Origin of the sequence: Streptomyces sp. NBC_01618 (assembly GCF_045209435.1) — a bacterium.
Classification (GTDB): Bacteria; Actinomycetota; Actinomycetes; order Streptomycetales; family Streptomycetaceae; genus Streptomyces.
Window position 1 is genome coordinate 2,400,168 of sequence record NZ_CP109297.1, and the last position, 24,413, is coordinate 2,424,580.

Below are 24,413 nucleotides of genomic sequence, written 5' to 3' on the forward strand. Positions count from 1 at the left end.
GCCCGTGCGGCGACCGAGGACGCAACGGCGGCCGGCCGGCCCCGGCATGCCTGCACGGCCACGGGGCGCGCGGAAGCCTCGCTTCAGAGCGCGTCGGCGCCGTTGTTGCGCAGGGACTGGGCGTACTGCTGGAGGACCCAGACCTCGTTCTGCGCGGCCGCCAGATGATCCGGGGCGACATTGCTGCCGAGGCGGGCGAGGCTGCCCTGGACGTCGTTGATCCGGCGGTCCACGGCGCGCAGGCGGACCTTGACCAGATGCTCGCCCGCGTACGCCTCGTCGATGGACTTGCCGTGGAAGACCTCGACCGCCAGTTCGGTGACCAGCTTGCGCACCGTGTCGTTGGGGGTCGCGTCGAGCACCTGGACGAGGTACTCGCGGGTGTCGGGGACGCCCAGCTCCGCGCCGCCCGCCTCCGCGATGCACTGCCGGACCGCGGCGTACGGCGGGGCGGTGAACTCGTCGACCCCGTAGGCGTCGAAGGCCGGGGAGACCAGGACGGGCCGCTGCAGGGCGAGCTTGAGCAGCTCGCGCTCGGTGCGGTGCGCCGGGCTGCGGAGGTTGAGCGCGGGGCCAAAGGGGGCGGCGGGGGCCCGGACCTGCTGGGGCTGAGCGCCGGGGCGGGAGGAGGCCGGATCCGGTCCTCGCCGGTCGCCCCGCCCACGGGCCCACTGGGCGAGCTGGTTGACCCGGTGCACGACGTACTCCTGGTCCAGGATGCCGACGAAGCCGGCCAGTTGGACGGCGACCTCGCGCTGCATACTGCCCGTCTTGATCTTGGCGACGACGGACGCCGCCTCGTCGAGCGCGGCGGCGCGGCCCGCCGGGGTCTCCAGGTCGTACCGGCCGACGATCTGGCGGAGCGCGAACTCGAAGAGCGGCGTGCGGGGTTCGACCAGATCGCGGACGGCCTCGTCGCCCTTGGCCAGGCGCAGATCGCACGGGTCCATGTTGTCGGGGGCGATCGCGATGTACGTCTCTGCCGCGAACTTCTGGTCGTCCTCGAAGGCGCGCAGCGCGGCCTTCTGACCGGCCGCGTCACCGTCGAACGTGAAGATCACCCGGGCGCTTCCGTTGTCCATCAGGAGGCGGCGCAGGATCTTGATGTGGTCGCCGCCGAAGGCCGTGCCGCAGGTGGCGATCGCGGTGGTGACCCCGGCGAGATGGCAGGCCATCACGTCGGTGTAGCCCTCGACGACCACGGCCCGGCTGGCCTTCGCGATGTCCTTCTTCGCCAGGTCGATGCCGTAGAGCACCTGGGACTTCTTGTAGATCGCGGTCTCGGGGGTGTTGAGGTACTTCGGTCCGTTGTCGTCGTCGCGCAGCTTGCGGGCGCCGAAGCCGACGACCTCGCCGGAGGTGTCGCTGATCGGCCACATCAGCCGGCCGCGGAAGCGGTCGATCGGGCCGCGCCTGCCGTCCTGGGAGATGCCGGAGGCGATCAGCTCCTTGTCGCTGAAGCCCTTGCCGCGCAGATAGCGGGTGAGGTGGTCCCAGCCCGCCGGGCTGTAGCCGACGCCGAAATGGGCGGCCGCCGCCTGGTCGAAGCCGCGCTCGGCGAGGAACTTCCGGCCGATCTCGGCCTCGGGGCCGTCCAGCTGCTCCACGTAGAACTGGGCGGCCACCTTGTGCGCCTCGACCAGCCGGATCCGCTCACCGCGCTGGTGGGAGGGGTTGTAGCCGCCCTCCTCGTACCGCAGGGTGATGCCCGCCTTGGCGGCGAGCCGCTCGACCGTCTCGGAGAACGAGAGATGGTCGATCTTCATCACGAAGGCGATCGTGTCGCCGCCCTCCTGGCAGCCGAAGCAGTGGAAGAGACCCTTGCTCGGGCTGACCTGGAAGGAGGGGGACTTCTCGTCGTGGAACGGGCAGAGGCCCTTGAGGTTGCCACCGCCCGCGTTGCGCAGCTGGAGATACTCGGAAACGACGGCGTCGATCGGGACCGCGTCCCGTACCGCCTTCACATCGTCGTCATTGATCCTGCCTGCCACGGGTGAAGTCTACGGGTGGGGTAGGACAGCCGTGCCGCGCGCCGATGTGATCCGTGGAACCCGGCGGGGCGCGGCCCGGCTCCGTTCAGGCCAGGGAGGTCAGCGGAACCGACGGGTCCGCCAGTGCCTCGGGGTCGATCTGCCTGCCGGACCGGATCACCTCCTGCACGGCTTCGGTGACGTCCCACACGTTGACGTTCATCCCGGCCAGCACCTTGCGGTCCTTCAGCCAGAAGGCGATGAACTCGCGCTTCCCCGCGTCGCCGCGGATGACCACCTGGTCGTAACTGCCCGGCGGCGCCCAGCCCGAGTATTCGAGGCCGAGGTCGTACTGGTCGGAGAAGAAGTACGGCACCCGGTCATAGCTGACCTCCTGACCGAGCATGGCGCGGGCCGCGGCCGGGCCGCTGTTCAGCGCGTTCGCCCAGTGCTCCACGCGCAGCCGGGCGCCGAGCAGCGGATGGGCCACGTTGGCGACGTCCCCGGCCGCGAAGATGTGCGGGTCACAGGTGCGCAGCGAGGCGTCGACGGCGATGCCGCCGCCGTCCTTGCGCGCGGCCATGGCGAGCCCGGCGGCTTCGGCGAGACCGGTGCGGGGGGCGGCGCCGATCGCGGCGAGCACGTCGTGGGCGGGGTACTCCTCGCCGTCGTCGGTGCGGACCGCGAGGACCAGGCCGTCCTGGCCGATGATCTCGGTGAGGTGGACACCGAAGTGGAAGCGGACACCGTGGTCGCTGTGCAGATCGGTGAAGATCTGGCCCAGTTCGGGGCCGACGACCTGGTGCAACGGGGTCGGCTCCGGTTCGACGACGGTGACCTCGGCGCCGTACTCGCGCGCCGCCGCCGCGACCTCCAGACCGATCCAGCCGGCTCCGGCGATCACCAGATGGCCGTTGTCGCGGCCGAGGGAGGTCAGTACGTTGCGCAGCCGGTCGGCGTGGGCGAGGCGGCGCAGATGGTGGACGCCGGCCAGGTCCGTGCCCGGAATGGGGAGGCGGCGCGGCTCGGCCCCGGTGGCGAGCAGCAGCTTGTCGTAGTGGACGACCGTGCCGTCGCCGAGCTGTACGGAGCGGCCCTCCCGGTCGAGGACGGTGACGGGCTGGCCCAGATGGAGCTCGATGTCGGCGCCCGCGTACCAGGCCGGCTCGTGGACGAAGACGCTGTCCCGTTCCTCCTTGCCGGACAGATAGCCCTTGGAGAGCGGCGGCCGTTCGTACGGATGGTCGCGTTCATCGCCGAGAAGGATCACCCGGCCGCTGAAACCCTCCGCCCGGAGCGTCTCGGCCGCCTTCGCTCCTGCCAGTCCTCCGCCGACGATGACGAACGTCCGATGTGCGTCGACCACGTGATGCCTCCTCGGTGCTTGCTGCGCGGGGCCCGACTGCGAGCGTCCCGCACGCAGCGTGATGGCGAAAGAGGGTGTACACCGATCAGGTCACACCCAGTGGTCGCGGACAGGCCCGCGGACGAGGCCGGGAGGCGGTGGCCGCGGGGCGTACGCGGTCGTACTCGGCCGTACTCGGCCGTGGTCCAGCCGCGTGGACGGGGCCGGAGGTCAGCGGCGGCGTGCGGTGAGGGATGCGTGCAGGGAACGCGCCGAGGCGTCGGTCAGGGCGGCGATCTGGTCGACGAGGACCCGCTTGCGGGCCCGGTCCCCGGAGGCGGCGTCGAACAGCGCCCGGAACTGCGGCTCCAGCCCTTCCGGGGCGCGTGCGGTCAGCGCGGCGGCCAGTTCCGCGATGACGATCCGCTGGTCGGCGCGGATCGCCTCCTGCTCGGCGCGCTGCATGACGTACCGGTCGGCGACCGCCTTGAGGACGGCGCACTCGTTGCGTGCCTCGCGGGGGACGACGAGTTCGGCCTCGTACCGGATCAGCCGGCCCGTCCCGTACCTCTGCCGGGTGCCGGTCTCGGCCGCGAGGCAGAACCGGCCGATCAGCTGGCTCGTGGCGTCCTTCAGCCGGGCCTGGGCGACGGCGGATCCGTCGTAGCCGTGCGGCCACCAGCCCTGGGCGATGAGCCGGTCCAGGGCGTCGGCCAGCTCCGCGGGGTCGGTGTCCGCCGGGACGTAGCGGCCGATGGCGACCGCCCAGATCGCGTTCCGCTCGGGCTCGGCGTAGAGGCAGTTGGGGTCGATGTGCCCGGCGTGCAGCCCGTCCTCGAAGTCGTGCACCGAGTACGCGACGTCGTCGGACCAGTCCATGACCTGGGCCTCGAAGCACTTGCGGTCCTTCGGGGCGCCGTGCCGGGCCCACTCGAAGACGGGCAGGTCGTCCTCGTACACCCCGAATTTCGGCGAGCCGGGGTCGGTGGGGTGGCCGCCGCGCGGCCACGGGTACTTGGTGGCGGCGTCCAGCGCGGCACGGGTCAGGTTGAGTCCGACGCTGACCAGCTCGCCGGTCCGGGTGTCGGGCACGAACCGCTTCGGTTCGAGCCGGGTCAGCAGGCGCAGCGACTGTGCGTTCCCCTCGAAGCCCCCGCAGTCCGACGCGAAGTCGTTGAGCGCCTGCTCCCCGTTGTGTCCGAACGGCGGGTGGCCCAGGTCGTGGGCCAGGCAGGCCGTCTCGACCAGATCGGGGTCGCAGCCGAGCGCCGCCCCGAGCTCGCGGCCGACCTGGGCGCATTCCAGGGAGTGGGTGAGCCGGGTCCGCGGGCTGGCGTCCCAGGCGTTGCTGCGGGTGCCGGGGGTGACGACCTGGGTCTTCCCGGCGAGCCGGCGCAGTGCGGCGGAGTGCAGGACCCGGGCGCGGTCCCGCTGGAACGCGGTACGCCCGGGCCGTTTGTCCGGCTCGGTGTCCCAGCGCTCGGCGTCGGCGGCACGGTAGGGGGCCGAGCCGTGGTCCTGAGCACCATGGGGGCCGTGGGTGTCGTAGGTGCACTGGGAATCCTGCGTACCGTCCATGGTTCCGACAGTAAACGGCCGGACCGACAGGACGGCTCAGCCGGTGCCGACTCCGTCGTCCACCGAACGAAATCAACGAAATGGGGAGATGGAGAACCCTTTCTCCCCGTCGGTCGTCCGATGAAGTGGAACAGCGTGGACAGGGCGGGACCAGCGGGAACAGGGGGACACCCATGCGGGAGAAGCAGCCGGGACGGCTGAGGCGGCTCGGGCGGTTTCGGCCGCGGTGGCCGCGGACGCGGCGCGGGCAGCGGCGGGCCGTGCAGGGGGTGATGGTCGCCTGCGTGGTGGCGCTGACGCCCGCGACCTGCATGTACTCCGTCGCCGACGCCCGGGTCGGGACGACCGCGGACGCGCCCGCGCAGCAGGTCGCCATGGTGTTCGGGGCCGGGCTCTGGCAGGGCAAGCCGTCGCTGTATCTCGCGAACCGGCTCGAGGCCGCCGCCGAGCTGTACCGGGACGGGAAGGTGAAGGTCGTGCTCGTGACCGGTGACAACAGCCGCAAGGAGTACGACGAGCCGGACGCCATGCGCACGTATCTCAGGGCGCACGGCGTGCCGGACGAGCGGATCGTGAGCGACTTCGCCGGCTTCGACACCTGGGACTCGTGCGTCCGGGCCAAGAAGATCTTCGGGATCGACCGCGCGGTGCTGGTGAGCCAGGGGTTCCACATCCGGCGGGCGATCGCGCTGTGCCGGACCGCGGGGATCGACGCGTACGGCGTCGGCGTCGACGCCGTACACGATGCGACCTGGTACTACGGCGGGACACGGGAGGTGTTCGCGGCGGGGAAGGCGGCACTGGACGCCGTCTTCAAGCCGGACCCGCACTTCCTGGGCCCCGAGGAGCCCGGGATCGAAAAGGCCCTGGCGGCGGACGGGCGCTGACGGCCGCGGGGGCCGGCTCTGAAGAGTGCCGGTTCTACAGAGGGGCGACCGGGGCGGTCTCGGCCGCGACCCAGTCGAGATAGCGGGCGCTGCCCCGTACCACCGGCATCGCGATGACCTCGGGGGTTTCGTAGTCGTGCGCCGCCAGGAGATGCGCCTCCAGTTCGTCGTACCGCTCGGCCGTCGTCTTGAGCAGCAGCTGCCACTCCTCGGTGGTCTCGATGGCGTTCTGCCAGCGGTAGACCGAGGTGACGGGCGCGGAGATCTGTACGCAGGCGGCGAGCCGCGCCTCCACCGCGCCCTGCGCCAGGGAATGGGCCTTCTCCTCGCTGTCGGTCGTGGTCAGTACGGTCAGCCATGCCGGCGGCGTCGTCACCTTCGGGCTCCTCGGTGTGGGTCACTGGGTCACTGGGTGTCTTTCGATTGTCGGGGGCATCGCTGCGCGGCGCAGTGCCCGGTGTCAGACGCCGTACGGACGGACGGCCTTGGCGTCGCGCAGCGCGCGTCCCCACCAGACCAGCTGGTCGAGCAGGTTCTTGGCCGCCGCGTCGCAGCCCGTGGGGTCCTTGTGCCTGCCCTCGTCGTCGAACAGGGCGCCCGCGTTGTGGAACGACACGGTGTCGCGGATGCCGACGGCGTGCAGCTCCGCGAAGACCTGCCGGAGGTGCTCGACGGCGCGCAGGCCGCCGGAGACTCCGCCGTACGAGACGAAGGCGACGGGTTTGGCCTGCCACTCGGCGTGGTGCCAGTCGATGAGGTTCTTCAGCGGCGCCGGGTACGAGTGGTTGTACTCGGGGGTGACGACGACGAAGGCATCGGCCGCCGCCAACCTGGGTGACACGACCGCGAGTCGGGCCAGTGCTTCGGCGTCGGGCCGGTGGGAGAGGGCGTTCGGCAGGTCGAGTTCCGCGATGTCGATCAGATCGGTCTCGATGCCGGGGTGACCGGCGGTGCGCGAGAGGAGCCAGTCGGAGACGACGGGGGCGAAGCGTCCCTCGCGATTGCTGGCGAGGACGACCGCGACCTTCAGGGGCGCGGCGGAGGCGGTAGTGGATGCGGGGGCTGTGGTGAGGTCCATGCGGAGAGGTTCATACGTCAACCATGGTTGAGGTCAAGCCCGGTCCGCCGGGGCCGTCGTCGGCGGTCGCGGCATACGGTGGATGGCATGACCACTCCCCCACCCGCGCCCTTTCCGTACGCCGAGTTCAACGGGCACCCGGCCACCGAGGCGGATCTGCGGATTCCCGCCTTCCTGAACTACGGCCATTTCACGGCCATGCAGGTCAGGGACGGCAAGGTGCGCGGCCTCGACCTGCATCTGGCCCGGCTGGACGCGGCGAACCAGGAGCTGTTCGAACGCGCGCTGGACGGGGAGCGGATCCGCGAGCTGATCCGGCACGCCCTGGACAGTGCCGGGGTACGGGACGCCTCGACCCGGGTGTACGGCTTCCTGCCGCCGGGCGATACGGAGACGACCGTCATGGTCACGGTGCGTGGGCCGGCGCGGAAGTCCACCGAGCCGCACGGTCTGATGTCCGTCCCGTACGCCCGGACCGTGCCGCACATCAAGCGTCCGGGCGAGTTCGGCCAGACGTACTACGCCCGGCTCGCCGCACGCGCGGGTTTCGACGAGGCCCTGCTGACCCTGCCGGACGGTACGGTGACGGAGGGGGCGATCACCAACATCGGTTTCTGGGACGGCACTTCGGTCGTCCGGCCCGCCGCCCCTGCGCTGCTCGGCATCACCATGGCACTGCTGGAGCGGCAACTGCCCGGCGCGGGGCTGGAGTCCGTACGGCGTCCGGTGACGCTGGACGGGCTGGCCGGGTACCGTTCGGCGTTCCTCACCAACTCGCAGGGCATCGCGCCGGTCCGGCGGATCGACGACATCGAGTTCACGGTGGACGAGGAACTGATGCAGCGCATCGGGCAGGCGTACGACAGCGCGCCGTGGGACACGGTCTGAGCCCCCGGCGTCACGCGGGCCGCCCTCCGTCGGAAGTGACGTGATCTTGCTCCGCCGACCGAGCCCCCGGTGTCACGCGGGCCGCCCGGTGTCCGAGGGAGGGAGGAGCATGGAGTCATGCTGATCCACATCGAAGGCTCTCGTCTCCCCGGCCTCACCTGCGGGCCCGACAGCGATTTCCCCGGCGCCCACAACATCCATGTGGCCGTGCAGCGCAAGGACAGGCCGGGCGAACTGCTCGGCCGGCACCGGGGTGACGCCCCGTCGGCCTCGTGGACCCTGCACTGCACGGTGACCCCCGCCGGGGACGGTGTCGAGATCAAGGGGCCCTACGTGCAGAACCGGCTGGGCGGCCGCTTCGTCTATCTGTCCTGGGGGACGGTCGACGAGGACGGCGTCTTCACCATGTTCCGGCGGGCCAAGCTGATGCTGGGCGACATCGATACGGCCGTGCTCGAAGCCGCCGTGCGCTCGGGGCATCTCACCGCACGGCTGCCTCTCTCCGATGCCAAGGGGCAGCCGCTCTGCGCCAGGGTGCGGCCGCCGGTCGTCGAATGGTCCGCCGCCGCGCCGTCCCGGGAACACCGCGCGCCCTGAGAGCGCCGCGCGGTTGCGGGAACGTCACGCCGCTGGGCTTCCGGCGCAGAACCGCCCCCACCGGAACCAGGGGGGATGGGGCCGGTGGGGGCGGCGGCCGGGGGCGGCCTGCTGCACCGTCCCGTGGGGGGTTTCAGGCGTGTGCCCGACCCCCACGAAGTCATGCATGTGATGTGCGCCACTCTCCTCCGGGATGGCGTCACCCGATCGGCACCGGACGGTGAGATGCCGGTCACGCTCGCTTCGATCACGGCTGTGACCTGCGCACATGCATCTTGGCAAGGAGGGCACGCCGAGCCGTTCGGGTGAAAGCTGACTTGGTGTCAGCAGGCATGGACGACGGCCGGCCCGTTAGCTCGTGGTCAGGACACACCTACTCGCGCCATTGCCGGAGGAACCCCATGCGTCCTGCCCGCCCAGTGACCGGTACCGCGGCTTCCGCAATCACCATAGCCGCGCTCGGTCTCTTCACCGCCGGGCAGCCCGCGTACGCGGGCGATTCCGGCACGCTGCGGGTCGTCTCGGCGGCCGCGCCACGGACCGTCGACGGCCCGCTTGCACAGGGCGGCGACGGGGACAACGGGGACAACCCGTCCGGGTCCGGCAGCAACAACCCCTTCGGCCTCAACGTCCCCTCACTGCTCGACTCCGTCGGCGGGCTCAACGCCTTTTCCGGGCTCAACACCCCCTCCAGGGACCAGGGCTCCAACGAGCGCGGGAACGGGAACGGGAACCGGAACCCGTCCGAGGACGAGGGAGGCTCGGGCAGGCACGACAGCTCGTCCGGGCGCGACAACTCCTCGGGCCGCGACAACTCCTCATCCGGACGCGACAACTCGTCCTCGTCCGGGCGTGACGACTCCTCGTCCGAACGCGACAACTCGTCCTCGGGGCACGACAACTCGTCGTCGTCCGGACGTGACAACTCGTCATCCGGACGTGACAGCTCGTCGTCCGGACGCGACGACTCGTCCGTGCCCACCGGCCCCAGCGGGCACGTCAAAACAGGCGTCGGCGGCAGTGTCCGGTCCGACACCTCCCAGATCGCGGCGGGCGCCGGCGTACTCGCCGCGGCCGCCGTCGGCGGAGCCTGGCTCCTGCGTCGCCGGGCGAGCGGCACGCAGGAGGCCGGCTGACGGAGACAGATTCACGTCTCCGTACCGCCAGGTTCCCGTCCCGGTGGCCGCGCGGCCACCGGGACGGGACTGCTCCCGTACCCGAACCCGTCCCCGTACCCCTCCCGTCCGCGCTTCGTCACCCGGAGGACGACCGTGTCCCAGAAGGCCAAGGGCTGGCTGCTGGTCATCGCGGCGCTGGCCGGTGTCTGGCTGATCCGGCACGGCGCCGGCACCCAACTGGTCCCGCCCCAGCCGACCACCGCGCAGGGCTTCGCCGCGGGCCCGGAGCCGCAGCCGGGGTCTCCGCTCGCCGAACCGCTGAAGCCCTCGGCGCCCGTGCGCATCCGGATCCCGAGCATCCGGGTGGACGCCCCGGTGATGCGGCTGGGGCTCGGGGCCGACGGCAGCCTCGACGTGCCGCCGGCCGGGAACCGTAACGTCGTCGGCTGGTACCGGGACGGCACTCCCCCGGGCTCCAAGGGCAGCGCGATCGTCGCCGGCCATGTCGACAACGCGCAGGGCCGGTCGGTCTTCTACGACCTGGGGACCCTGCAGAAGGGCAGCACGGTCGAGGTGGTCCGCCAGGACGGGCGCACCGCCGTCTTCTCCCTCGACGGGATCGAGGTCTACGAGAGCGACCGGTTTCCCGACAAGCGGGTGTACGGCGCCTCGCCCTACGCCTCCCTGCGGCTGATCACCTGCGGCGGCGGATTCTCGAAGGCCACGGGTTACCGGGGCAATGTGGTGGCGTACGCGCATCTCACCGCGGTGCGGTGAACCCGGCGCGCCCGGAGCGCGCCGTTCACGCCGTCCACTGGTCGAACCCCAGCTTCGCGACCAGTGAGAACACCACGACCAGCAGGACGCCGCGGACGAACTCGCTGCCCTTCCGGAGCGCCATCCGCGCCCCGATCAGCCCGCCCGCCAGGTTGAAGACCGCCATCAGCGCGGCCAGTTGCCACAGCACGCTGCCCTGGTACGCGAACATCGCCAGCGCCCCGCCGTTGGTGCAGACGTTGACGATCTTGGCGGTGGCCGACGCCGTCACCAGGTCGAGGTGCAGCACCGCGGTCAGTGCCAGAACGAGGAACGTTCCGGTGCCGGGGCCGAACAGCCCGTCGTAGAAGCCGATGCCGCCGCCGACGAGCACGATCGCGGTGACGGTGCGCGCCCGGGTGACCTGGCGCCGCGTACCGTCGTCCGCCGTGCTGCCGAACGAGGGCCGCAGCATCACGAACGCCGCCACCGCCAGCAGCACGACCATGATCACCGGACGCAGCACCTCGCTGCTGATCCCGGCCGCGAAGAACGCCCCGGCCATCGAGCCGGCCAGCGCCGCGAGCCCGATCCGCAGGGCCGTCCCGACCTTGACCGGCGTCTTGCGCACGTACGTCACGGCGGCGCCCGTCGTACCGACGATCGCGACCGCCTTGTTGGTGCCGAGTACCTGCGCGGCCGGGGCATGGGGCAGTCCCAGCAGCAGGGCGGGCAGCAGGAGCAGTCCGCCGCCGCCGACCACCGCGTCGATCCAGCCCGCCGCGGCGGCCGCGAGGCAGAGGATGACCAGTGTGGTGAGTGCTATGTCAGGCATGATCGCGACCTTAAGGACGCGATACGTGCCTCGTCCAACCGGTTCCGCCCGGCGCGTTCCCCTCGCGCGCCGCGGCCGTACGCTGGGCCCATGAGCCAGGGCTGGAACGCGAGCGACATCCCCGACCAGAGCGGCCGTACGGCCCTGGTCACCGGAGCCAACAGCGGCATCGGGCTGGTCACGGCGCGGGAACTGGCCCGGCACGGCGCGCGCGTGCTGCTCGCCTGCCGTGACGAGTCGCGCGGCAAGGAGGCCGCGTCCCGCATCCGGACGGCCGTGACCGGCGCTGACGTGGAGTTCGTACCGCTCGATCTGGCCGATCTGGACTCCGTACGCGCGTGCGCGGCGGAGCACACGCCCGACCGGATCGATCTGCTGATCAACAACGCGGGTGTGATGGCCCTTCCTTACGGGAAGACGGCGGACGGCTTCGAGAGGCAGTTCGGCGTCAACCACCTGGGGCACTTCGCCCTCGCCGGGCTGCTGCTCCCGAAGCTCCTCGGCACCCCCGGGGCGCGCGTGGTGAGCGTCTCCAGCGGTATGCACGCCCTGTCCAACATCGACATGGGAGATCTCAACAGCGAGCGGAACTACCGCCGTTGGATCGCCTACGGCCGCTCGAAGACCGCCAATCTGCTCTTCGTCCACGAGCTGGCGCGGCGCCTCGCGGCCGCCGGTCGCGAGGTGGTGGCCGCGGCGGCGCACCCGGGTTACGCGGCGACCAATCTGCAGACGGCGGGCGTCCGGATGGAGAACCGCAAGGCGGCGGACCTGGTGTTCCGGCTCGGCAACCGGCTCGTCGCGCAGCCCGCGTCGTCCGGTGCGCTGCCCACCCTGTACGCGGCCACCGCGCCCGGCGTGCGGCCCGACTCGTTCACCGGCCCGCGGCTGCTGGGCTGGCGCGGTGCGCCGGCCCCGTCCTGGCGGGCGGGCTGGACGCTGAACGATGTGGCGAGCGAGCGGCTCTGGGTGGCGTCCGAGCAGCTCACGGGGGTGACGTATCCGGTGCTCACGGCCTGAGGACCGGATACGCCACCGCTCATCGGCGCGTTCAGGACTGCTGACCCTCGACGGCGGCCGGGTCCATCCACACGACCTCCCAGATGTGGTGGTCCGGGTCCTGGAAGGAGCGGCCGTACATGTGGCCGTAGTCCACCGGCTCGCTGGCGGGCGATCCCCCGGAGGCGAGGGCGGTGTCCACCAGCTCGTCCACCTTCTCGCGGCTCTCGGCGCTGAGCGCGAGGATGACCTCGGTGGACTTCGAGGAGTCGGCGATCTCCTTCTTGGTGAACTCCTTGAAGCGGGGCTCCGTGAGGAGCATGGCGAAGATGGTGTCGCTGATGACGAGACACGCGGTGTTCTCGTCGCTGAACTGCGGGTTGCAGGAGAAGCCGAGCTTGCCGAAGAAGGTCTTGGTCGTCTCGAGGTTCTTGACCGGCAGGTTCACGAAGATCATCTGAGGCATGGCCGTTCCGTTCTCTCTGGTGTTCGAACGTTTTACGACAGGTAGACGGCGGGGCTGCGCGGAACTCATCGGTACCGGCGAGGAGATTGTCCGTCTCGGAGGGTCAGGACAGGGCGAGCGGCGCGCCGCCCCGGAAAGCTCTACAAACGCGACGGTGCGGCTCCGTACCCGGCGGGGGTAAGCGGGGGGTGAACGAACTTTGCGTAGTGAACAGGAAAAGGCACAACGTCGAACAACTTTTTTCCCCAGAACGAAACGGAGGCGGCGGCACCCCGCGCGGGGTGCCGCCGCCTCAGAGTTCCGGAGCCGCCGTCGGATCGATGGGGGTACGAGTGATCCGACGGCGGCTCCGGGGTCAGGGGGCCGGATGCCGGGTCAGCGGCTGTCGCTGCCGGTCGAGTCGGCCGCCGCCCGGCCCGCCTCCAGGCGGGCGACGGGGATACGGAACGGGGAACAGGACACGTAATCCAGGCCCACCTCGTGGAAGAAGTGCACCGACTCCGGGTCGCCGCCGTGCTCGCCGCAGACGCCGAGCTTCAGGTCCGGGCGGGTCGCCCGGCCGGCCTCGACGGCGCTGCGGACCAGCGAGCCGACGCCGTCCTTGTCGATCGTCTCGAACGGCGACACCCCGAAGATGCCCTTCTCCAGGTACGCGGTGAAGAACGAGGCCTCCACGTCGTCGCGGGAAAAGCCCCACACCGTCTGCGTCAGGTCGTTCGTGCCGAAGGAGAAGAACTGTGCGGCCTCGGCGATCTGGCCTGCGGTCAGCGCGGCGCGCGGCAGCTCGATCATCGTGCCGATGGTCAGCTTCAGCCGGGTACCGGTGGCGGCCTCGACCTCGGCGATGACCTGGTCGGCCTCCTCGCGGACGATCTCCAGCTCCTGGACCGTGCCGACGAGCGGAATCATGATCTCGGCGCGCGGATCGCCCTTGGCGTTCTTGCGCTCGGCCGCGGCCTCGGCGATCGCCCGTACCTGCATGGCGAACAGGCCGGGGATGACGAGACCGAGACGGACCCCGCGCAGACCGAGCATCGGGTTCTGCTCGTGCAGTCTGTGCACGGCCTGGAGCAGGCGCAGGTCGTTCTCGTTGGCGTCCTTGCGGGACTCGGCGAGCGCGACCCGCACCGAGAGCTCGGTGATGTCGGGCAGGAACTCGTGCAGCGGCGGGTCGAGCAGCCGTACGGTGACGGGCAGTCCGTCCATCGCCTCGAACAGCTCGATGAAGTCGGCCCGCTGGAGCGGAAGCAGCTCCTCCAGCGCGGTCTCGCGCTCGGCGTCGGTGTCCGCGAGGATCAGCTTCTCCACCATCTCGCGGCGCTCGCCGAGGAACATGTGCTCGGTGCGGCACAGGCCGATGCCCTGGGCACCGAAGCGGCGGGCCCGCAGCGCGTCCTCGGCGTTGTCGGCGTTGGCCCGCACCCGCAGCCGGCGCACCCGGTCCGCGTACGCCATGATCCGGTGCACGGCGGCGACCAGTTCGTCGGCGTCGTCGGCGCCCGCGTGCATCCGGCCCTCGAAGTACTCGACGACCGGGGACGGCACGACGGGGACCTCACCGAGATAGACCTTGCCGGTGGAGCCGTCGATGGAGACGACGTCGCCCTCCTCGATGACCCGGCCGCCCACCGTCATCCGGCGGCGCTTGGTGTCGACCTCCAGGTCCTCGGCGCCGCAGACACAGGTCTTGCCCATGCCGCGGGCGACGACGGCGGCGTGCGAGGTCTTGCCACCGCGCGAGGTCAGGATGCCCTCGGCCGCGATCATGCCGTCGAGGTCGTCGGGGTTGGTCTCGCGGCGGATGAGGATGACCTTCTCGCCGGACCGGGACCACTTGACCGCTGTGTACGAGTCGAAGACGGCCTTGCCGACCGCGGCGCCCGGCGAGGCGGCGATGCCGCGGCCGAGCAGTTCGGTCTTCGCGTCGTCGTCGAAGCGCGGGAACATCAGCTGCGCCAGCTGCGCCCCGTTGACCCGCTGGAGCGCCTCGGCCTCGTCGATCAGGCCCTGGTCGACGAGCTGCGTCGCGATCCGGAAGGCGGCACCGGCGGTGCGCTTGCCGACCCGGGTCTGGAGCATCCACAGCTGGCCGCGCTCGATGGTGAACTCGATGTCGCACAGGTCCTTGTAGTGCGTTTCGAGGGTTTCCATGATCTGCATCAGCTGGTCGTACGACTTCTTGTCGATCGACTCCAGCTCGGCGAGCGGCACGGTGTTGCGGATGCCGGCGACGACGTCCTCGCCCTGTGCGTTCTGCAGGTAGTCGCCGTAGACGCCCTGGTGCCCGCTGGCCGGGTCACGGGTGAAGGCGACGCCCGTACCGGAGTCGGGACCGAGGTTGCCGAACACCATCGAGCAGACGTTGACGGCCGTGCCGAGGTCGCCGGGGATGCGCTCCTGGCGGCGGTAGAGCTTGGCCCGGTCGGTGTTCCACGAGTCGAAGACGGCCTTTATGGCCAGGTCCATCTGCTCGCGCGGGTCCTGCGGGAAGTCACGTCCGGCGTCCCGCGAGACGATCTTCTTGAACTGCTTGACCAGCTTCTTCAGGTCGGCCGCGTCGAGATCCACGTCGACGGTGACGCCCTTGGCCTCCTTCGCCGCCTCCAGCGCCTCCTCGAAGAGGTCGCCGTCGACCCCGAGGACGGTCTTGCCGAACATCTGGATGAGGCGGCGGTAGGAGTCCCAGGCGAACCGCTCGTCGCCGGACTGGGCGACGAGGCCGACGACGGAGGCGTCGGAGAGGCCGATGTTGAGGACCGTGTCCATCATGCCGGGCATCGAGAACTTGGCGCCGGAGCGGACGGAGACCAGCAGCGGGTCGTCGGCCTGGCCGAGCTTCTTGCCCATCCGCGCCTCAAGGGCGTCGAGGTGCGCGCTGACCTCGTCCCGGAGCTCCGCCGGCTCCTCGCCACTGTCGAGGTAGACCTTGCACGCCTCGGTGGTGATGGTGAAGCCCGGAGGGACGGGGAGCCCGAGATTGGTCATCTCGGCGAGGTTGGCACCCTTCCCGCCGAGGAGGTCCTTCAGATCCTTGTTGCCCTCGGTGAAGTCGTAGACGAACTTCTGAAGGTCTTCGTTTTCCGACACGAGTCTCGACTCCTCGACGACGCGGTGGCTGCCCTGACGGCGAGGAACATACCCAGATCGAAGGTGTCTGGGTACGTCCACTTGCGCGTCGTGCGGCCGCAACCACCCGTCCGCCAGCAGATCAAAAGTGACATGGTCCGTCCCTCGATCGAGGGAATGCCTTCATTTCTTGAATGAATAAGCACTCAGCGCAACCGAATTCCCGCTGATCGATCACACAGAGCATCAGAAGCATCGATCGATCAAAATGGAGCCCATTGGCACCCAGTGCCATCATTTGAGAAATGCAGCCCTTAAATTTGCGCTCATCTGAGCACCTCGCCTCTCAAGGTGGCGAGAATCACTCTACGAGCGGCGCTCAGATGTCACCATTCGGACGCACGAAGGGCGCCCGCTGGTCACGTGTTGATCATCGATGCACAGCCGAGCGTGACCAGATGCGGCCGCGCGAGGCCCGATGCGGACCTATCGAGACTCACCCATGGCCGAATATCGCCGAACCCGGCCAGATATGACGCTCAGATGAGCAATGCACATGAGGCGGCACGCGGTGCCTGTGTCGCGTGCGCTCCGGGCGGGGTCCGGAGGATCGAAAGAGGCCCTGTGGGGCCGAAAAGGGGCCCGGAGGCCCGGAAGTGGCCCCGGATGGGCGGAAAGGGCCCCGGAGGCCCGGAAGGGCATGAAAAGGGCCCCGAAGAGCCTGTGCGGCTCTTCGGGGCCCGGGAAGAACCCGGGGGCAGCCAGTCAGCCGCCCGAGGTGTCCAGCTCCGCGTCCGCGCCGACGCCCGCGCAGTCGTAGGGGTCTTTCAGCCAGCCGTCCGGCAGGACCACCCGGTTGTTGCCCGAGGTGCGTCCGCGCGGCCCGTCGGCGCCGTCCGGCCACGGCTGGTCCAGGTCCAGCTCCTGCAATTGCCCGCCCAGCTCCTCCAGCGACGAGGTGACCGCCAGCTTCTTGCGCATCTCCGAACCGACCGAGAAGCCCTTGAGGTACCAGGCGACATGCTTGCGGAAGTCGATCACGCCACGCGTCTCGTCACCGATCCACTCCCCCAGCAGCGTCGCGTGCCGCAGCATCACATCGGCGACCTTCCGGAGCCCCGGCGCCTGCCGCGTCCGGGTGCCCTCGAAGGCGCTCACCAGGTCACCGAACAGCCAGGGGCGGCCCAGGCAGCCACGCCCGACGACCACGCCGTCGCAGCCGGTCTCGCGCATCATCCGGCGGGCGTCGTCCGCGCACCAGATGTCGCCGTTGCCGAGGACGGGGATCTCCGGGACGTGCTCCTTGAGGCGGGCGATGGCGTCCCAGTCGGCGGTGCCGCCGTAGTGCTGGGCGGCCGTCCTGCCGTGCAGGGCGACGGCCGTGACGCCCTCCTCCACCGCGATCCGGCCCGCGTCGAGATAGGTGATGTGGTCGTCGTCGATGCCCTTGCGCATCTTGATCGTGACCGGCAGGTCACCCGCGTTGGAGACCGCCTGGTTGAGGATCGCGCGCAGCAGCGGCCGCTTGTACGGGAGCGCCGAGCCGCCGCCCTTGCGGGTCACCTTGGGGACCGGGCAGCCGAAATTCAGGTCGATGTGGTCGGCGAGGTTCTCGTCGACGATCATGCGGACGGCCTTGCCGACGGTGACCGGGTCCACTCCGTACAGCTGGATCGAGCGCGGGGTCTCGCTCGCGTCGAAGTGGATGAGCTGCATGGTCTTCTCGTTGCGTTCGACCAGCGCCCGGGTGGTGATCATCTCGCTGACGAACAGCCCCTTGCCGCCGGAGAACTCCCGGCACAGGGTGCGGAACGGGGCGTTGGTGATGCCGGCCATGGGGGCGAGCACCACCGGCGGCTGCACCGTGTGCGGGCCTATCCGGAGCTGCGGGAGCGAGGGGGCGAGCGTGGTCATTGCTCCATTGTCGCGTACGGCGCGGAGCGGCCCGCCAGCAGAGTTCGTTAGTTAACCGTACTATCCATGTATGCCCGAGCTGAGCCCCCGCCGACGGCAGCTGGTACTGGCGATCTGCTGTATGAGCCTGCTGATCGTCAGCCTCGACAACACCGTCCTCAATGTCGCCCTGCCGTCCATGCAGGAGGAACTGCACGCCACCATGGCGGGCATGCAGTGGACGATCGACGCCTACACCCTCGTCCTCGCATCGCTGCTGATGCTCGCGGGCTCCACCGCCGACCGGATCGGGCGCCGGAAGATCTTCAAGATCGGGCTCGTCCTCTTCACCCTCGGCTCGGTCCTCTGCTCCCTGGCACCGAACCTTGAGTCGCTGGTGGCGTTCCGGATGGTGCAGGCGGTAGGCGGCTCGATGCTGAATCCCGTCGCGATGTCGATCATCACCAACACCTTCACCGATCCGCGCGAGCGGGCCCGCGCCATCGGGGTGTGGGGCGGTGTCGTCGGCATCTCCATGGCGGCGGGCCCGGTGATCGGCGGTCTGCTGGTGGACTCGGTCGGCTGGCGGTCGATCTTCTGGATCAATCTGCCGGTCGGTCTCCTCGCGCTGCTGCTCACCTGGCGGTACGTCCCCGAGTCGCGCGCCCCGAAGCCGCGCCGCCCCGACCCCGTGGGGCAGCTGCTGGTGATCGCGCTGCTCGGTTCACTGACGTACGCGATCATCGAGGCGCCCTCGGAGGGCTGGGACTCGCCGCGGATCCTGCTGTTCGTCGCGCTCGCCGGGTGCTCCCTGATCGGGCTGCTGCTGTACGAGCCGCGGCGTGCCGAGCCCCTGATCGATCTGCGCTTCTTCCACAGCGCCCCGTTCAGCGGGGCCACCGTCATAGCGGTCTGCGCCTTCGCCGCGCTGAGCGGATTCCTCTTCCTCAACACGCTGTATCTGCAGAACGTGCGCGGTCTGAGCGCCTTGCACGCCGGGCTCTACATGCTGCCGATGGCGGCCCTGACCTTTGTCTGCGCCCCGCTGTCCGGGCGGCTGGTCGGCAGCCGGGGGCCGCGGCTCCCGCTGCTCGTGGCGGGGGTGGCCATGACGGCGTGCGGGCTGATGTTCGCCGCGCTCGACGCGGAGACGGACAACGCGCTGCTGTTCACGGGCTACGTGCTGTTCGGCCTCGGCTTCGGCATGGTGAACGCGCCGATCACCAACACGGCCGTCTCCGGGATGCCCCGCTCGCAGGCCGGGGTGGCGGCGGCGGTCGCCTCGACCAGCCGACAGGTCGGCGGGACGCTCGGGGTCGCCGTGATCGGTGCGGTGCTGGCGGCGGGCGTGGCCGGTACCGGGTCCCCGCGTAGCGCCGCGTACGCGACCGCGTTCGTGGACGCGAGCAAGCCCGCCTGGTGGATCATCAGCGGGTGCGGGCTGTCCGTCCTGCTCGTGGGTGCGCTGACCAGCGGGCGCTGGGCGCGGGAGACGGCGCGCCGCACCGCGGAGCGCCTGGAGGCGTCGGCGGGCGTCGCTGCCGAGGATCAGGCGTCGGCGAGCTCCAGGGTGTGAAGACGGAGCGGCCGCCGCCGGGGCGCGGACAAGCGGGCGCGGACAAGGGCGTGGGCCCGGATCACTTCAGGTGATCCGGGCCCACGGTCGTACGGGTGATCAGGAGGCGTCAGCTCCGCGCCGAGTCGTCCTGCCCGGACGCGCTCGGCTGGGCGGTGTCTTCCGACGACGGCTCGGCCTGGGCGGAGTCGGAGACGGAGGCTGATCCCGACTGCGCACGCTCTCGCATCTTGCGCAGCAGTTCCTGCTTCTGGTCGGCGGCCGCCTTGCGGTCGGCATCGCGTGCGGGGCCCGCGCCCTGCTGCTCGGCGCGGGACAGCTTCTTGCGCTGTCCGCCCACACCGAGGAGGTTGTTGCGGCTCTTGGCCACGGCGTTCTCCCATTCGTGGTGAGAATTGAGGTCTGAGGCGACCTGGAATCGGTCCGATGGGCGGCGGGTGGTCAGGCCCGCCGCACTCTCACTCGTAGATCTGGAAGAACGAAGACATGCCCGAACCGTACCCTGGCCGGAACGGGCTCAGCACCCGATTTTTCACCGGGGCGGCGCCCGTACCGGCCCCGCGCCGACAGACAGCGGCTGCGGACGGCCCGCTCAGGCGGTCCTTCGCTTTGCGGCGCGGGAACCGGCTCAGGGCCTGCTGTGCGGCTTCGAGCTTCGCAGCGGCCTTGCGGCCGTGGCGCGGGTTGGGGACGTGTACGCCGTTGGAGTCGGTGAGGAACGAGGCAATGCCCAGGTCGATGCCGGCGACGCTGCCCGTGGGCGGGAGTGGTTCGGGTCGGTCCTGCTCGGCGGTGAGCACAATGAACCACTTGCGGCCCTCACGCTTGACGCTGACGGTCTTGACCTTGCCGACCACCACACGGTGCTGGTTGACCTTGACGTGCCCGACGCCCTGGAGGCGGATCCGGGTGACGGGGTCGTGCGGGGTGGAGTTCCACCGGCAGCCGTCGCCGTCCTTGGGAAAATCCACCGTGTCGAACCAGTTCACTCCACGAAAGCGCGGGTAGCCGGGCGTCTCGCCGGCCTTGATCCGGCGGAAGAACGCGCCGAAAGCCTTGTCCAGGCGACGCAGCGTGGCCTGCTGCGAGGAGAAGGACCAGCGGCCCTGCCGATCCGGGTCGAACGCCCGGATCTCCTTCAGCTGTGCTGACTGCACCCCGTACTTGATGCTCGTGCTCGACACGTGGCGGAAGGCGTCACGGCGTTCCTGCAATGCCCCGTTGTAGAGCGAACAGTGGTCGCGCAGCATCTCACTCAGGGCTTGTGCCTGACCCACGGTGGGCCGCATGAGGAATTTGTACGCACGGATCACCGGCCCACCCCCTTCCGGTCGAGCTCGCTCGATCATACTACGCTTGGTCTATGTCACCACGCTGGGAACCGAATTCCGAGGTCCGTCGGGGCCGTCACGTTGTCTGCAATCTCCACGCACACTTGGTGTTCGTGACAAAGTACCGGGGCGAAGTCTTTGACGACGCCATACTGACGCGCTGCGAGGAGATCATGAGGAACGTCTGCGCGGACTTCGGCGCGGAGCTGATCGAGTTCAACGGCGAAGACGATCACGTGCACCTCCTGGTGCACTACCCGCCGAAGATCGCCCTGTCGGCCCTGGTGAACTCGCTCAAGGGCGTTTCATCCCGCTACCTGCGACAGGAGTTCACCGGCCGTGTCAACCGCTTCGTCGTGCACGGCCGTTTCTGGTCGGGCTCCTACTTCGCCGGGTCCTGCGGTGGCGCACCGTTGGATATCGTCAAGCAGTACATCGAGCAGCAAAAACGTCCACTCCAGCCTGAGAGTTAGAGCAGTCCCGAGATCGGATCCCCTCCCCACCTGAACACGGGGATTCCCTCCGAAGAGAGGGATGGACGGCATACGGGCCTCCTGGTGACGCGTGGACGCAACTGTTCGGCGTGGACAGTCTGCAACGAAGCCCCCGGTTCCGTACGGGGTACGGGGAACCGGGGGCTTCGCCGGGAAACCGCGGTGCGTCAGCAGCCCAGCAGCCGGGCGCCGAGGTAGGCCTGGATCTGGTCCAGGGAGACGCGCTCCTGCTTCATGGTGTCGCGCTCGCGCACGGTCACCGCGTTGTCGTCGAGGGTGTCGAAGTCGACGGTGACGCAGAACGGCGTACCGATCTCGTCCTGACGGCGGTAACGGCGGCCGATGGCGCCCGCGTCGTCGAACTCGATGTTCCAGTTCTTCCGCAGGTCGGTGGCGAGGCCCTTGGCCTTCGGCGACAGCTGCGGGTTGCGGGACAGCGGCAGGACTGCGACCTTGACGGGCGCGAGGCGCGGGTCGAGACGCATCACGGTGCGCTTCTCCATGACGCCCTTGGCGTTGGGCGCCTCGTCCTCGATGTAGGCGTCGAGGAGGAAGGCGAGCATCGCGCGGCCGACACCGGCCGCCGGCTCGATGACGTACGGAGTCCAGCGCTCGCCGGCCTCCTGGTCGAAGAAGGACAGGTCCGTGCCCGAGGCCTTGGAGTGCGCCTTGAGGTCGTAGTCCGTGCGGTTGGCGACGCCCTCCAGCTCGCCCCACTCGCTGCCGCCGAAGCGGAAGCGGTACTCGATGTCGGCGGTGCGCTTGGAGTAGTGCGAGAGCTTCTCCGCCGGGTGCTCGTACCAGCGCATGTTCTCCTCGCGCATGCCGAGGTCCGTGTACCAGTTCCAGCGCTGGTCCATCCAGTACTGCTGCCACTCCTCGTCCTCGCCCGGCTTGACGAAGAACTCCATCTCCATCTGCTCGAACTCGCGGGTCCGGAAGATGAAGTTGCCCGGAGTGATCTCGTTCCGGAAGGACTTGCCCATCTGGGCGATGCCGAATGGCGGCTTCTTGCGCGAAGTCTGCTGGACCTGGCCGAAGTTGGTGAAGATGCCCTGCGCGGTCTCGGGACGCAGGTAGGCGACGGAGCCGGAGTCCTGGGTCGGGCCGAGGTGCGTGGAGAGCAGACCCGAGAACTGCTTGGGCTCGGTGAAGGTGCCCTTGTTGCCGCAGTTGGGGCAGTTGAGCTCGGCCAGGCCGTTCGCGGGAGCGTGGCCGTGCTTCTCCTCGTACGCCTCCTCCAGGTGGTCGGCGCGGAAGCGCTTGTGACAGGAGGTGCACTCGGTCAGCGGATCGGTGAACGTGGCGACATGGCCGGAGGCGACCCACACCTCGGGGGCCAGGACGACCGACGAGTCGAGACCGACCACGTCCTCGCGCGAGGTGACCATGTAGCGCCACCACTGGCGCTTGAGGTTCTCCTTCATCTCCACGCCCAGCGGCCCGTAGTCCCAGGCGGCGCGCTGGCCACCGTAGATCTCACTGCAGGGATAGACGAAGCCACGGCGCTTGCTCAGGCTGACGATGGAGTCGATCTTGTCGGCGGCCACGGTGCTCTCTTCATTACGACGGCGAAATTGGACAGGGGGCGGCGCGAAGCGCCTCGGTGGGGGGTGGTGGTCGGGAGACGGGCGGGCGAATGCCCCAGATTACCGGCGGGCACGCCCCTGGGATCAAATCGGTATCGGCACAGTCCGCCGAGGGGTCCTCTCATCACCCTTGTTGACAATCGTTTCCAGTTTTGTTGAAAATGACTGTCATGAACGTAAGCCGCCTCATACCCACCGCCGCCGTCGCCGGAGCAGCCATCCTCGGTCTCACCGCGCTCACCGCCTGCTCCTCCTCGGACGCCGCCGACCACAGGTACGGCGGGAAGCTGAACGTGGTGGCCTCGTTCTATCCGATGCAGTTCCTGGCCGAGCAGATCGGCGGGAAGCACGTCTCCGTCACCACGCTGACCAAGCCGGGCGTCGAGCCGCACGATCTGGAGCTCACCCCGCGGCAGATCGGCGGACTCTCCGACGCCGACTACATCCTCTACCTCAAGGGCATCCAGCCCGCCGTGGACGACGCGATCAAGCAGTCCGGATCGAAGGACGTCGTCGACGCCTCGACGCTCACCGCGCTGGAGGACCACGGCACCGAGACCGGCGCCGACGAGCACGGCCACGAGCACCACGGCGACGAGGCCGGGGCCGACCCGCACATCTGGCTGGACCCGGTGAAGTACGCCGAGGTCGCCAAGGGCGTCGGGAAGTCGCTGGAGAAGACCGACCCCGACCACGCCGCGGACTACCGCAAGAACACGGACGCGCTGGTCACCAAGCTCGACGGCCTGAACACGGCGTACGAGAACGGCCTGAAGAACACCACGACCAAGACCTTCATCACCACGCACTCCGCCTTCGGCTACCTCGCCGAGCGCTACGGCCTGACCCAGGAGGGCATCGCCGGCGTCGACCCCGAGGCCGAGCCCAGCCCCGCCCGGATCAAGGAGATCCACACCATCGCGGAGAAGAACAAGGTCTCCACCGTATTCTTCGAGACGCTCGCCAGCGACAGGACCGCGAAGACCCTCGCCAAGGACACCGGCCTGAAGACCGACGTCCTGGACCCGCTGGAGGGAATCACGGACAGGTCCAAGGGCGCTGACTACCTCGAAGTCATGCAGTCCAACCTCGCCGCCCTGCAGAAGGCGCTCGGCGCGAAGTGATCCACGCAACACCCGTCACAGCAGCATCGGAGTCGCTCATGCCCGAGCCCGGGAGCACCACGACCGAACCCGTGATAGCCCTGCGCGGCGCCACGGCCACGCTCGGCGCGCGTCCGGTGCTGCGCGGCATCGACCTGACCGTCCACGGCGGCGAGGTCGTCGCCCTGCTCGGCGCCAACGGCTCGGGCAAGTCGACCGCCGTGCGCTCCGTCATCGGTCAGGTCCCGCTCACCGGCGGCTCCGTCGAGCTGTTCGGCACCCCGCTGCGCCGCTTCCGCTCCTGGGCGCGCGTCGGATACGTACCCCAGCGCACCACGGCGGCCGGCGGTGTCCCCGCCACGATCCGTGAGGTCGTCACCTCGGGGCGGCTGTCCCGTACGAGGCTGGGCCTGCTCCGCAGGGCCGACCGGGCCGCCGTCGACCGGGCCATCGACCTCGTCGGCCTCGCCGACCGGGCCAAGGACTCGGTGAACGCGCTCTCCGGCGGGCAGCACCAGCGGGTGCTGATCGCCCGGGCGCTGGCCGCCGAACCGGAGCTGCTGATCATGGACGAGCCGATGGCCGGCGTCGACCTGGCCAGCCAGGAGATCCTCGCCGCGACGCTCCGCGAACAGGTCGCGGCCGGCACCACGGTGCTGCTTGTGCTGCACGAGCTCGGCCCGCTGGAGCCGCTGATCGACCGCGCGATCGTGCTGCGCGACGGCTGTGTGATGCACGACGGGCCGCCCCCGAAGGCGCTGGGCCAGCACGCCCTGCCCGGCCACGACCACGTACACCCCCACGCGGCCTCCGAGCCCGTCCGGACGGGACTGCTGAGCTGATC

The 24,413-nt window shown here is 69.8% G+C and carries 21 protein-coding genes and 1 pseudogene; 10 read left to right on the plus strand and 12 right to left on the minus strand.

Features of this window, described 5'->3' with window-relative positions; all coding sequences use genetic code 11:
* Window positions 1-83: 83 nt before the first annotated feature.
* The 3 genes from dnaG to OH735_RS11395 all read right to left on the minus strand — a co-directional run bounded on the left by dnaG (window position 84) and on the right by OH735_RS11395 (window position 4,893).
* Entirely contained in the window at window positions 84-1,991 is a 1,908-nt protein-coding gene (gene dnaG, locus OH735_RS11385) for a DNA primase (protein ID WP_406381259.1), read from the minus strand.
* An 85-nt stretch (window positions 1,992-2,076) separates the two neighbouring features.
* Window positions 2,077-3,336, minus strand: coding sequence for an NAD(P)/FAD-dependent oxidoreductase (locus OH735_RS11390; protein WP_406381260.1), 1,260 nt, complete (start codon window positions 3,334-3,336; stop codon window positions 2,077-2,079).
* Window positions 3,337-3,546: 210 nt separating this feature from the next.
* Window positions 3,547-4,893, minus strand: coding sequence for a deoxyguanosinetriphosphate triphosphohydrolase (locus OH735_RS11395; RefSeq protein ID WP_406381261.1), 1,347 nt, complete (start codon window positions 4,891-4,893; stop codon window positions 3,547-3,549).
* Between the two features lie 173 nt (window positions 4,894-5,066).
* Here OH735_RS11395 and OH735_RS11400 point away from each other — a divergent pair, with 173 nt between their 5' ends.
* The gene (locus OH735_RS11400) at window positions 5,067-5,780 is read left to right on the plus strand and encodes a vancomycin high temperature exclusion protein (RefSeq protein ID WP_406381262.1); all 714 of its coding nucleotides are present in this window, start codon (window positions 5,067-5,069) and stop codon (window positions 5,778-5,780) included.
* A 34-nt stretch (window positions 5,781-5,814) separates the two neighbouring features.
* Here the strand turns inward: OH735_RS11400 and cutA are convergent, their stop codons facing one another.
* The gene (gene cutA / locus OH735_RS11405; protein WP_406381263.1) at window positions 5,815-6,156 is read right to left on the minus strand and encodes a divalent-cation tolerance protein CutA; all 342 of its coding nucleotides are present in this window, start codon (window positions 6,154-6,156) and stop codon (window positions 5,815-5,817) included.
* A gap of 84 nt (window positions 6,157-6,240) precedes the next feature.
* Window positions 6,241-6,858 (minus strand): NADPH-dependent FMN reductase, encoded by a 618-nt coding sequence (locus tag OH735_RS11410; protein WP_406381264.1) that lies wholly within the window; start codon window positions 6,856-6,858, stop codon window positions 6,241-6,243.
* Between the two features lie 87 nt (window positions 6,859-6,945).
* Here OH735_RS11410 and OH735_RS11415 point away from each other — a divergent pair, with 87 nt between their 5' ends.
* The 4 genes from OH735_RS11415 (at window position 6,946) to OH735_RS11430 (ending at window position 10,238) form a co-directional block, all read left to right on the plus strand.
* On the plus strand, window positions 6,946-7,746 hold the full coding sequence (locus tag OH735_RS11415) for an aminotransferase class IV family protein (protein ID WP_406381265.1): 801 nt from the start codon (window positions 6,946-6,948) through the stop codon (window positions 7,744-7,746).
* A 117-nt stretch (window positions 7,747-7,863) separates the two neighbouring features.
* On the plus strand, window positions 7,864-8,343 hold the full coding sequence (locus OH735_RS11420; RefSeq protein WP_406381266.1) for a DUF5990 family protein: 480 nt from the start codon (window positions 7,864-7,866) through the stop codon (window positions 8,341-8,343).
* A 401-nt stretch (window positions 8,344-8,744) separates the two neighbouring features.
* The gene (locus OH735_RS11425; RefSeq protein WP_406386954.1) at window positions 8,745-9,479 is read left to right on the plus strand and encodes a hypothetical protein; all 735 of its coding nucleotides are present in this window, start codon (window positions 8,745-8,747) and stop codon (window positions 9,477-9,479) included.
* Window positions 9,480-9,614: 135 nt separating this feature from the next.
* Window positions 9,615-10,238: a class F sortase gene (locus tag OH735_RS11430; RefSeq protein WP_406381267.1), complete on the plus strand. Its 624-nt coding sequence runs from the start codon at window positions 9,615-9,617 to the stop codon at window positions 10,236-10,238.
* Window positions 10,239-10,263: 25 nt separating this feature from the next.
* Here the strand turns inward: OH735_RS11430 and OH735_RS11435 are convergent, their stop codons facing one another.
* Window positions 10,264-11,052 (minus strand): sulfite exporter TauE/SafE family protein, encoded by a 789-nt coding sequence (locus OH735_RS11435; RefSeq protein WP_406381268.1) that lies wholly within the window; start codon window positions 11,050-11,052, stop codon window positions 10,264-10,266.
* A 90-nt stretch (window positions 11,053-11,142) separates the two neighbouring features.
* On the opposite strand from OH735_RS11435, the gene OH735_RS11440 reads away from it, so the two are divergent.
* Window positions 11,143-12,072: an oxidoreductase gene (locus OH735_RS11440; RefSeq protein ID WP_406381269.1), complete on the plus strand. Its 930-nt coding sequence runs from the start codon at window positions 11,143-11,145 to the stop codon at window positions 12,070-12,072.
* A gap of 31 nt (window positions 12,073-12,103) precedes the next feature.
* Here OH735_RS11440 and OH735_RS11445 read toward each other — a convergent pair whose 3' ends face one another.
* From OH735_RS11445 to dusB, 3 genes are all read right to left on the minus strand, one after another.
* Complete coding sequence (locus OH735_RS11445; RefSeq protein WP_406381270.1) at window positions 12,104-12,517, minus strand: VOC family protein; 414 nt, start codon at window positions 12,515-12,517, stop codon at window positions 12,104-12,106.
* A 375-nt stretch (window positions 12,518-12,892) separates the two neighbouring features.
* Entirely contained in the window at window positions 12,893-15,604 is a 2,712-nt protein-coding gene (ppdK, locus tag OH735_RS11450) for a pyruvate, phosphate dikinase (RefSeq protein WP_406381271.1), read from the minus strand.
* A gap of 744 nt (window positions 15,605-16,348) precedes the next feature.
* Window positions 16,349-17,497, minus strand: a complete 1,149-nt coding sequence (gene dusB / locus OH735_RS11455; RefSeq protein ID WP_406381272.1) for a tRNA dihydrouridine synthase DusB — start codon at window positions 17,495-17,497, stop codon at window positions 16,349-16,351.
* Between the two features lie 70 nt (window positions 17,498-17,567).
* Between dusB and OH735_RS11460 the strand changes: the two genes are divergently transcribed.
* Complete coding sequence (locus OH735_RS11460; RefSeq protein ID WP_406381273.1) at window positions 17,568-19,052, plus strand: MFS transporter; 1,485 nt, start codon at window positions 17,568-17,570, stop codon at window positions 19,050-19,052.
* A gap of 109 nt (window positions 19,053-19,161) precedes the next feature.
* On the opposite strand, the gene OH735_RS11465 is transcribed toward OH735_RS11460, so the two are convergent.
* Window positions 19,162-19,422 (minus strand): DUF6243 family protein, encoded by a 261-nt coding sequence (locus OH735_RS11465; protein ID WP_406381274.1) that lies wholly within the window; start codon window positions 19,420-19,422, stop codon window positions 19,162-19,164.
* 226 nt (window positions 19,423-19,648) lie between these two features.
* Window positions 19,649-20,365, minus strand: a pseudogene (locus tag OH735_RS11470) (RNA-guided endonuclease InsQ/TnpB family protein); the annotation flags it as partial.
* Window positions 20,366-20,415: 50 nt separating this feature from the next.
* Between OH735_RS11470 and tnpA the strand changes: the two are divergent.
* Entirely contained in the window at window positions 20,416-20,856 is a 441-nt protein-coding gene (gene tnpA, locus OH735_RS11475) for an IS200/IS605 family transposase (RefSeq protein ID WP_406381275.1), read from the plus strand.
* A 188-nt stretch (window positions 20,857-21,044) separates the two neighbouring features.
* Here the strand turns inward: tnpA and OH735_RS11480 are convergent, their stop codons facing one another.
* Entirely contained in the window at window positions 21,045-22,427 is a 1,383-nt protein-coding gene (locus OH735_RS11480; RefSeq protein ID WP_406381276.1) for a glycine--tRNA ligase, read from the minus strand.
* Window positions 22,428-22,636: 209 nt separating this feature from the next.
* Here OH735_RS11480 and OH735_RS11485 point away from each other — a divergent pair, with 209 nt between their 5' ends.
* Together OH735_RS11485 and OH735_RS11490 are read left to right on the plus strand one after the other, a co-directional pair.
* A complete protein-coding gene (locus OH735_RS11485) occupies window positions 22,637-23,590 on the plus strand; it encodes a metal ABC transporter substrate-binding protein (protein ID WP_406381277.1) in 954 nt (317 codons plus the stop codon).
* 38 nt (window positions 23,591-23,628) lie between these two features.
* Window positions 23,629-24,411 carry a metal ABC transporter ATP-binding protein gene (locus OH735_RS11490; protein ID WP_406381278.1) on the plus strand — a complete coding sequence of 261 codons (783 nt, stop codon included), beginning with the start codon at window positions 23,629-23,631 and terminating at the stop codon, window positions 24,409-24,411.
* The last annotated feature ends 2 nt before the right edge of the window (window positions 24,412-24,413 follow it).

Excerpts from the sequence above, each read along its gene's own strand:
- OH735_RS11395 (WP_406381261.1), bottom strand. The coding sequence starts at position 4,893 with ATGGACGGTACGCAGGATTCCCAGTGCACCTACGACACCCACGGCCCC.
- OH735_RS11400 (WP_406381262.1), top strand. The coding sequence starts at position 5,067 with ATGCGGGAGAAGCAGCCGGGACGGCTGAGGCGGCTCGGGCGGTTTCGG.
- OH735_RS11410 (WP_406381264.1), bottom strand. The coding sequence starts at position 6,858 with ATGGACCTCACCACAGCCCCCGCATCCACTACCGCCTCCGCCGCGCCC.
- OH735_RS11415 (WP_406381265.1), top strand. The coding sequence starts at position 6,946 with ATGACCACTCCCCCACCCGCGCCCTTTCCGTACGCCGAGTTCAACGGG.
- OH735_RS11420 (WP_406381266.1), top strand. The coding sequence starts at position 7,864 with ATGCTGATCCACATCGAAGGCTCTCGTCTCCCCGGCCTCACCTGCGGG.
- OH735_RS11425 (WP_406386954.1), top strand. The coding sequence starts at position 8,745 with ATGCGTCCTGCCCGCCCAGTGACCGGTACCGCGGCTTCCGCAATCACC.
- OH735_RS11435 (WP_406381268.1), bottom strand. The coding sequence starts at position 11,052 with ATGCCTGACATAGCACTCACCACACTGGTCATCCTCTGCCTCGCGGCC.
- OH735_RS11440 (WP_406381269.1), top strand. The coding sequence starts at position 11,143 with ATGAGCCAGGGCTGGAACGCGAGCGACATCCCCGACCAGAGCGGCCGT.
- OH735_RS11445 (WP_406381270.1), bottom strand. The coding sequence starts at position 12,517 with ATGCCTCAGATGATCTTCGTGAACCTGCCGGTCAAGAACCTCGAGACG.
- dusB (WP_406381272.1), bottom strand. The coding sequence starts at position 17,497 with ATGACCACGCTCGCCCCCTCGCTCCCGCAGCTCCGGATAGGCCCGCAC.
- OH735_RS11460 (WP_406381273.1), top strand. The coding sequence starts at position 17,568 with ATGCCCGAGCTGAGCCCCCGCCGACGGCAGCTGGTACTGGCGATCTGC.
- tnpA (WP_406381275.1), top strand. The coding sequence starts at position 20,416 with ATGTCACCACGCTGGGAACCGAATTCCGAGGTCCGTCGGGGCCGTCAC.
- OH735_RS11485 (WP_406381277.1), top strand. The coding sequence starts at position 22,637 with ATGAACGTAAGCCGCCTCATACCCACCGCCGCCGTCGCCGGAGCAGCC.
- OH735_RS11490 (WP_406381278.1), top strand. The coding sequence starts at position 23,629 with ATGCCCGAGCCCGGGAGCACCACGACCGAACCCGTGATAGCCCTGCGC.